The sequence below is a fragment of the Streptomyces recifensis genome (assembly GCF_002154615.1).
Classification (GTDB): domain Bacteria; phylum Actinomycetota; class Actinomycetes; order Streptomycetales; family Streptomycetaceae; genus Streptomyces; species Streptomyces griseoluteus.
On sequence record NZ_MUNH01000707.1, the window covers coordinates 1 to 7796 of the forward strand.

A 7796-nucleotide genomic window follows, 5' to 3' on the forward strand; every position below is an offset into this window, starting at 1 on the left:
AACACGGCGTCCTGCCGGGTCGCCGCCAAGGCCGGCTTCGCGGTGGAGGGCACCCGGCGCCGGGCACTGCTGCACCCGGACGGCTGGCACGACATGCACCTGCACGCCCGGCTAGGGCCTGTCCGGCGGATCAAGGTACGGGGAGGCAGCGGTGCCGATCGTCCCAGGTGAGCGGGGTCTGGGGCGTCCAGGTGCAAGGCGGAGGAGGGAGTCGACGCGGAGCGGTGGGGGTCCCCCCTGCCCGAGCGGAGCCGAGAGCTCGGGGCAGAGTGACGACAACGCCGCTGGGGGTCCCCCTGCTCGCAGAGCTTGGGGGAGGGCGTGCCAGACCCCGCTCCCTGATCCGGCCTGATCCAAACGAAAGACCCTAGGGGCGACTGACCCGCCGGTTCACGCGGCCGTGTTCTCCTGCTCGGCCTCGATCCGCGCGTTCCACTCCGGCTTGCTGGCCTGCCAGCCGTCCTCGTTGTGGCCCAGGCGCCAGTAGCCGGAGATGGACAGGTCCTCGCGCGGGATCCGGGCCTCGACCCGCAGCATCCGGCGCAGCTCCTTCACGAAGGACGCCTCGCCGTGCACGAACGCGTGCGGACGGCCCTCGGGGAACTCCAGTGCCCGTACGGCCTCCAGCAGGGCCTCGCCGACCGGGCGGTTCCCGCGGTGCAGCCAGACGACCTCCACATCGGAGTCGATCTTCTGCTCCTCCTCGGGCCCGGCCACCTCCACGAAGGCCTGCGCGGGCGTGCCGGCCGACAGGGTCTCCAGGGCGCGGGCGATGGCGGGCAGCGCGCTCTCGTCCCCGACGAGCAGATGCCAGTCCGCCGTCAGGTCGGGGGTGTAGGCGCCGCCCGGGCCGAAGAAGCGCAGGGTCTCGCCGGGCCGCACCCGGGTGGCCCAGGGCCCGGCGAGACCCTCGTCGCCGTGGATGACGAAGTCGAGGGTCATCTCCCGCAGTTCGGCATTCCAGGCGCGCACGGTGTACGTGCGGGTCACCGGCCACTGCTCGCGGGGGAGTTCGGCCCGGATCGCCTCCAGGTCGAAGGGCTCCGGGTAGGTCATCCCGTCCACCGGGGCGAAGAGCAGCTTCACATAGTGGTCGGTCCAGGTGTCGGCCGAGAAGTCGGCCAGTCCGGCGCCGCCGAGCACGATCCGCTGGACGTGCGGGGTCAGCCGCTCGGTGCGTACCACCTGGGCGGAATGGAGCTTGCGCGGCTTTCGCCCCGGACGCTCTGCCATGACGGCCTCCTGCTGCCTTGGTTAGGTTTACCTAAGCTAGCATCTCGCCCCGGTGCCCCACCGGTGCCGGGGGCCCTTCGTTCGGAGATTTCCCTTGCGGAGGGGCCCGTACTCACGCCTCCAGGGTGGTCAGCAGGCGCTGCAGGGAGCTGCCCAGACCCCAGCGGGCCGCGAGCGCGTCCAGTGCGGCGGGGTCGCGCGGGGCGTGCGGCAGCGCGGTGTCCACCTCGGGCAGGGGGACGTCGCCGGCGACCCGGACGACCTTCGGGGCGACCGCGAGATAGGGGACGGCCTCGGTCAGGCGCTTGCGCTGGGTGGGGGTGAGCTTCGCCTTCGGGTCGTCCACGGCGGCGACGATCCCGGCCAGATCCCCGAACTCGGCGAGCAGCTTGGCCGCCGTCTTCTCCCCGACACCGGGGACGCCCGGCAGACCGTCGCTCGGGTCGCCGCGCAACAGCGCCAGGTCCGCGTAACCCCGGCCGTCCACGCCGTACTTCTCGCGCAGCCACGCCTCGTCGGTGACCTGGAGGGTGCCGACACCCTTGAGCGGATACAGGACACGGATGTCACGGGCGTCGTCGACCAGTTGGTACAGGTCCCGGTCGCCGGTGACGATGTCGACCGGGCCGTCCGCGCGGGCGGTGAACGTGCCGATCACGTCGTCCGCCTCGTATCCGGCCACGCCCACGCGGGCGATGCCGAGCGCGTCCAGCACCTCCTCGATGACCGGGACCTGCGGGGAGAGGGTGTCCGGGACCTCCTCGGCGTCGGGGGCGCCCTCGTGCTCCTCGGCCACCCGGTGCGCCTTGTAGGAGGGGATCAGGTCGACCCGCCACTGGGGGCGCCAGTCGGCGTCCATGCAGGCCACCAGCTTGTCCGGGTGGTGGTCCTTGACCAGGCGGTCGATGAAGTCCAGCAGTCCGCGCACCGCGTTCACCGGGGTGCCGTCCGGCGCCCTGACCGAGTCCGGCACGCCGAAGTAGGCGCGGAAGTACAGGGAGGCGGTGTCGAGAAGCATCAGTCGTCCGGTCACGCTCGCATCATGCCGCACCGCACCGACAGCGGGCCCGTGCGCCGGGCCCGCGGGTGTGACCTGGGGCACTTCGGTGTTTGGCTCAAATGCGACCGGGCAGGCGCCGCGCGCCGGAACGAGGCAATTGCTTATCAAGCGACAACTATCCCTCGTTTCCTGCTCCTTGCCACCTGACCGAGGGACATGCATGACCGCGAGAATCGAAGCGGAACATCTCTACAAGGTGTTCGGCAGACGACCGGACCAGGCCGTCGAACGGCTCCGACAGGGCGCCGACCGCGACGAGCTGCGCGCGGAGGGCAGCACCGCCGCCGTCATCGACGCCTCCTTCGCCGTAGCGCCTGGGGAGATCTTTGTTGTCATGGGCCTGTCCGGCTCGGGCAAGTCCACCCTGCTGCGCACGCTGAACGGCCTGCTCACGCCCACCGCGGGCCGGGTCCGCTTCGACGGGCAGGACCTCACCGCGCTCGGTGACCGCGAACTGCGCGAGGTCCGGGCCGACAGGATCAGCATGGTGTTCCAGCACTTCGCGCTCTTCCCGCACCGCAGCGTCCGCGACAACGCCGCGTACGGCCTGGCCGTGCAGGGCGTGCCCCGCGCCGAGCGCGAACGCCGCGCCGACGAGGCGCTCGCCCTGTGCGGGCTGGCCGGCTGGGAGGACTCCTGGCCCGACGAACTCTCCGGCGGCATGCAGCAGCGCGTCGGCCTCGCCCGCGCGCTCGCCACCGACGCCGACCTGCTGCTGATGGACGAGTCCTTCAGCGCCCTGGACCCGCTGATCCGCCGCGACATGCAGGACCAGCTCCTCGAACTGCAGAAGACGCTGCGCAAGACCATCGTCTTCATCACCCACGACCTCAACGAGGCCATGCGCCTGGGCGACCGCATCGCCGTCATGCGCGACGGCCGCATCGTGCAGACCGGCACCGCCGAGGACATCCTGCTGCGCCCCGCGGACGACTATGTCGCCTCCTTCATCCAGGACGTCGACCGCTCCCGCGTGCTCACCGCGTCCGCGGTCATGGACACCGACGTGCGCGGCGACGAGGCCGACTGCGCCTGCGAGACCGCAGCGCCCGGCACGCCGTTCACCGAACTGTGTGCCCTCAGCGCCCGCCTGAGCCACCCGGTCGCCATCCTCGACGCCGACCGCACCGTGGTCGGCGTCGTCCCCGAGAGCCGTCTCGTCGGCTTCCTCGGCGACGAGCAGGGAGACCCGATCGCCTGCGACCACCCCCGCGACGAGAGGAAGGTGACCGCCCGTGCCTAGGCTTCCGCTCGGCGACTGGGTCGACTCCGGGGTCGACTGGCTGGTCGGCCACCTCTCCTGGCTCTTCGACGCCGTCCGCGCCGTCCTCGAGGGCATGTACGACGGCATCGACGCCGTCCTCACCGCCCCGCAGCCCCTGCTGCTCGCCGGCATCCTCGCCGTCCTCGCCTGGTGGCTGCGCGGACTGCTCGCCGGTGTCCTCGCCTTCGCCGGCTTCGCCCTGGTGGACTCCCTCGACCTGTGGGAACGAGCCATGTCCACGCTCGCGCTGGTGTTGGTCGCCACCATCATCGCGCTGGTCATCTCGATCCCGCTCGGCATCTGGGCCGCCCGCTCCCGCGCGGTGAGCGCCACCCTGCGCCCCGCCCTGGACCTGCTCCAGACCATGCCGTCGATGGTGCTGCTGATCCCGGCCATGCTCTTCTTCGGGCTCGGCACCGCTGCCGGTGTCGTCGCCACGCTGATCTTCGCGCTCGCCCCCGGCGTCCGCATGACCGAGCTGGGCATCCGCCAGGTCGACGCCGAGCTGGTCGAGGCCGCCGAGGCGTTCGGCACCACACCCCGCGACACCCTGTGGCGGGTGCAGCTCCCGCTCGCCCTGCCCACCATCATGGCGGGCGTCAACCAGGTCATCATGCTCGGCCTGTCCATGGTCGTCATCGCGGGCATGGTCGGCACCGGCGGCCTCGGCGGCGCCGTCAACGAGGCCATCGGCCAGCTCGACATCGGCTACGGCTTCGAGGCGGGCGTCGGCATCGTCGTCCTCGCCATCTACCTCGACCGGGTCACCGGCGCGCTCGGCACCCAGCTCTCCCCGCTGGGCCGCCGCGCCGCCGCCAAGGCCCGGCCGGCCGCCTGGTCGTACCGGCCGCGCCCGGCCGTCGCCGTCGTCGCGGTGGTCGTGCTCGCGCTGGTCGCGGGCGGGCTCGGGGTCTTCGGGCCGGGCGCCACCAAGTCCACCGCCTCCGGTACGGACATCGGGCAGGGCAAGGAGATCAAGCTCGGGTACATCCCGTGGGACGAGGGCATCGCCTCCACGTTCCTGTGGAAGGAACTGCTGGAGCGGCGCGGCTTCAAGGTCAGCGTCACCCAGTACGCGGCCGGCCCCCTCTACACCGGCCTCGCCACCGGCCGCCTGGACTTCGAGACCGACTCCTGGCTGCCCACCACGCACGCCGAGTACTGGAAGAAGTACGGCGACCGGATGGAGGACCTGGGCAACTGGTACGGCTCCACCTCCCTGGAGCTGACCGTCCCGTCCTATGTGAAGGACGTGAACTCCCTGGCCGACCTGAAGGACCACGCCGCCGAGTTCGACGGCCGGATCATCGGCATCGAGCCCAGCGCGGGCATGATGGGCCTGCTCAAGGACAAGGTGCTGGACCAGTACGGGCTCCAGGGCAAGTACCAGGTCGTCGACGGCTCCACCCCGGCCATGCTGACCGAGCTGAAGCGGGCCTACGCCAAGAAACAGCCCGTGGTCGTCACCCTGTGGTCCCCGCACTGGGCCTACAGCGACTACCGGCTGAAGAAGCTCAAGGACCCGGCCGGCGCCTGGGGCAAGGGCGACACCGTGCACACCCTGGCCCGCAAGGGGTTCAGCGAGGACAACCCCGAGGTCGCCAAGTGGCTGAAGGACTTCTCGATGACCGAGAAGCAGCTCACCGGCCTGGAGGCCCGCATCCAGAAGGCCGGCAAGGGCAAGGAGCAGGACGCCGTCCGCGCCTGGCTCGAGGAGAACCCCCGGCTCGCCGACACCTGGGCACCGCCCGGCAAGGCGGGGCGGGAAGCGGCCGGATGAGATGAGGGGGCGGACGCCGGCCGGCGTCCGCCCCTGGGGGCCGGGCTCACCACCGTAGAGATCCGGCCAACCACGGAGCGCCATGGAAGCCGTCCGGCGGGAACACCTGGGGACGCCCGGGCCTTGAAGCAGGTGAACGCCGCGGAAAGCCGGGGCAGGACCAGGCGTCCGGCGGGCCGCGGCACTGGCGCGAACCGTGGGGTACTCGCCCTGTGACGGCGCCGGATGTGAGAGGCGCGTGAAACGGTTTGCCGAACGTGCGTAGGGTGCAGACAACTCAGGACAGGGACGCCCGGCACGGGGCGTCCGGGCAGCCGCGCCACGCGTGAAGGAGGGAGCCGCAGCGATGGGCGACCACAAGGAGCGACAGCCCGTGCGGGTCGGCGCGGCCGTCCGGCGGCGCCGCCGGACGCTCGAACTCACCCTCGCGGTCGTGGCCGAGCGCAGCGGGCTCTCGGTGCCCTTCCTCAGCCAGGTGGAGAACGACCGGGCCCGCCCGAGCCGCACCTCCCTGGAGAAGGTGGCCGACGCGCTGCGCACCACGGCGGTGGAGCTCCTCGCCGCCGCCGATCCCGCGTGCAGCGTCGACGTCGTACGCGGTGAGCCGCTCGCCGAGGGCGACTTCACCGCCCGGACCCGTGCCCTGGTGCGCGGCCACCACCAGTTGCACGCCTCCGAGTTCACCGGCGACCACGACGCCGGCCGCGAGTTCCAGCACCGCAACGACGAGCTGATGTACGTGGCCGACGGAGCGGTCGAGATCGAGGCCGAGGGCCGCGCCTACCGGCTCGGCCGGGGCGACACCCTGTACCTGACCGGCGGTGTCCGCCACCGCTGGCGCGCCACCGTGCCGGACACCCGGGTGATCGTGGTGGCCGTCGCCGAGCACATCGAGGCGGTCCAGGACCGGGCACGGTAGGACCTTCCTGATGCGGGTCGTCTCCCTGGTGCCGTCGCTCACCGAGGCGGTCGCCGTGACGCTGCCCGGTGTCCTCGTCGGGGCCACCGACTGGTGCGAACGCCCGGCGGACCTCGATGTCGCGCGGATCGGCGGCACCAAGAACCCCGACACCGGGCGGATCGCCGCCCTCGCACCCGACCTCGTGATCGCCAACGAGGAGGAGAACCGTGCCCCCGACCTCGACGCCCTGCGCGCCGCGGGCGTCCCGGTGCTGGTCACCGAGGTACGGACCGTGCCGCAGGCGTTCACCGAGCTGGAGCGGGTGCTGTCGGCGTGCGGTGCCGCCGGCCGGCCCGGCTGGCTGGACCGCGCCGAGGCGGCCTGGGCCGCGCTGCCCGAGCCGCGGCGGCCGGTCAGCGCCGTGGTGCCCGTCTGGCGCCGTCCCTGGATGGTGCTCGGCCGGGACACCTTCGCGGGTGACGTCCTGGTCCGCCTCGGGGTCCGGCACCTGTACGCCGATCACGCCGACCGCTATCCCCGCATCCCGGTGGCGGAGCTGAACGCGGCGGCCCCCGGGCTGGTCGTCCTGCCCGACGAGCCGTACCGCTTCACCGCCGACGACGGCCCCGAGGCGTTCCCCGGACTGCCCTGCGCCCTCGTCAGCGGACGGCACCTGACCTGGTACGGACCCTCGCTGCTCGAAGCTCCCCGCGTGCTGGTGGAGGCGCTGGCAGCAGCGTCCCGCTGAGCAGGCCGCGCACGGTACCGGTGGCCGCCGCGGCCCAGGCGACGAGCAGCAGCGCGTACAGGCCGACCGCCAGCCCCGCGTACCCGGCCAGGCCGGTGTGCCGGGCCAGGGAGGCCGCACCGGTGACGCACGTACCGACGGGGAAGGTGAGCCCCCACCAGGTCGGCGCGAACCGCATGCCGCGGCGCCGCGCCCGCACCAGCTGCGCGGCCGCGAACGCCAGCCACAGCAGGGCGAAGCCCATGACGGGCACCCCGTACAGCACGGCGAACACCGCGAGCCCCCGGTCGTACGGTGCCGGGACCACGCCCGGTGCCAGGTCCGCGATCGCGCCGGTGGCGGTGGTCGACTGGCCCAGCGGGCCGAGGACCAGGAACAGGGCCGGGGTCAGCGCGAGCGGCAGCGGACCGTGGAGCAGCAGGCGGGCGAGGAGCAGCGGGAGCATCAGCAGCGTGGCCAGCAGGCTCAGCCCGAACAGCGCCAGACAGCCCAGCAGCAGGGTCTCGCGGGGCTGGCCGGGCGGCAGATGCGGCACCAGGGCGGGGCCCAGCGCGGCCGACACCATCGGGGCGACCAGCGGCAGCAGCCATACGGGGGTGGCGTCGGCGAGGGTGGGCCGGTGCCGGGTCACCATCAGGTACGGCACCGCCACGGCCGCCGCCAGTCCCAGCGCGGTACCGGCACCGAACAGGACGGCGTCCAGGGCCACGGCCGCTCCGGTGCCGATCCAGTACCGGCCGGCCGAGAGCGCGCCGCCGCCGACCGCGAGGAGGGCCATGGCGGCGCAGCCGTGGAAGGGGGCCGTCGCCG

8 protein-coding genes are annotated in these 7796 nt (G+C 72.8%); 5 read left to right on the forward strand and 3 right to left on the reverse strand.

Annotated elements, in window-relative coordinates; translation table 11 throughout:
- Positions 1-171 (forward strand): GNAT family N-acetyltransferase (locus CCN33_RS33340; protein WP_140394723.1); only part of this gene is annotated, 171 nt, incomplete at its 5' end.
- 219 nt (positions 172-390) lie between these two features.
- Here the strand turns inward: CCN33_RS33340 and CCN33_RS28650 are convergent.
- Together CCN33_RS28650 and CCN33_RS28655 are read right to left on the reverse strand one after the other, a co-directional pair.
- A complete protein-coding gene (locus CCN33_RS28650) occupies positions 391-1233 on the reverse strand; it encodes a siderophore-interacting protein (protein ID WP_086696304.1) in 843 nt (280 codons plus the stop codon).
- A gap of 112 nt (positions 1234-1345) precedes the next feature.
- Positions 1346-2266 (reverse strand): 5'-3' exonuclease, encoded by a 921-nt coding sequence (locus CCN33_RS28655; protein WP_086696305.1) that lies wholly within the window; start codon positions 2264-2266, stop codon positions 1346-1348.
- 187 nt (positions 2267-2453) lie between these two features.
- Between CCN33_RS28655 and CCN33_RS28660 the strand changes: the two genes are divergently transcribed.
- From CCN33_RS28660 to CCN33_RS28675, 4 genes are all read left to right on the forward strand, one after another.
- Entirely contained in the window at positions 2454-3536 is a 1083-nt protein-coding gene (locus CCN33_RS28660) for a quaternary amine ABC transporter ATP-binding protein (RefSeq protein WP_086696306.1), read from the forward strand.
- Positions 3529-5337, forward strand: coding sequence for an ABC transporter permease/substrate binding protein (locus tag CCN33_RS28665; protein ID WP_086696307.1), 1809 nt, complete (start codon positions 3529-3531; stop codon positions 5335-5337). The genes CCN33_RS28660 and CCN33_RS28665 overlap by 8 nt, the downstream gene beginning before the upstream one ends.
- Before the next feature lie 346 nt (positions 5338-5683).
- Positions 5684-6256 carry a helix-turn-helix domain-containing protein gene (locus CCN33_RS28670; RefSeq protein WP_086696308.1) on the forward strand — a complete coding sequence of 191 codons (573 nt, stop codon included), beginning with the start codon at positions 5684-5686 and terminating at the stop codon, positions 6254-6256.
- A gap of 10 nt (positions 6257-6266) precedes the next feature.
- A complete protein-coding gene (locus CCN33_RS28675) occupies positions 6267-6986 on the forward strand; it encodes a helical backbone metal receptor (protein ID WP_086696309.1) in 720 nt (239 codons plus the stop codon).
- Here the strand turns inward: CCN33_RS28675 and CCN33_RS28680 are convergent.
- Positions 6898-7796 (reverse strand): SLAC1 family transporter (locus CCN33_RS28680; RefSeq protein WP_086696310.1); only part of this gene is annotated, 899 nt, incomplete at its 5' end. The genes CCN33_RS28675 and CCN33_RS28680 overlap by 89 nt on opposite strands.

Excerpts from the sequence above, each read along its gene's own strand:
- CCN33_RS28650 (WP_086696304.1), bottom strand. The coding sequence starts at position 1,233 with ATGGCAGAGCGTCCGGGGCGAAAGCCGCGCAAGCTCCATTCCGCCCAG.
- CCN33_RS28660 (WP_086696306.1), top strand. The coding sequence starts at position 2,454 with ATGACCGCGAGAATCGAAGCGGAACATCTCTACAAGGTGTTCGGCAGA.
- CCN33_RS28670 (WP_086696308.1), top strand. The coding sequence starts at position 5,684 with ATGGGCGACCACAAGGAGCGACAGCCCGTGCGGGTCGGCGCGGCCGTC.
- CCN33_RS28675 (WP_086696309.1), top strand. The coding sequence starts at position 6,267 with ATGCGGGTCGTCTCCCTGGTGCCGTCGCTCACCGAGGCGGTCGCCGTG.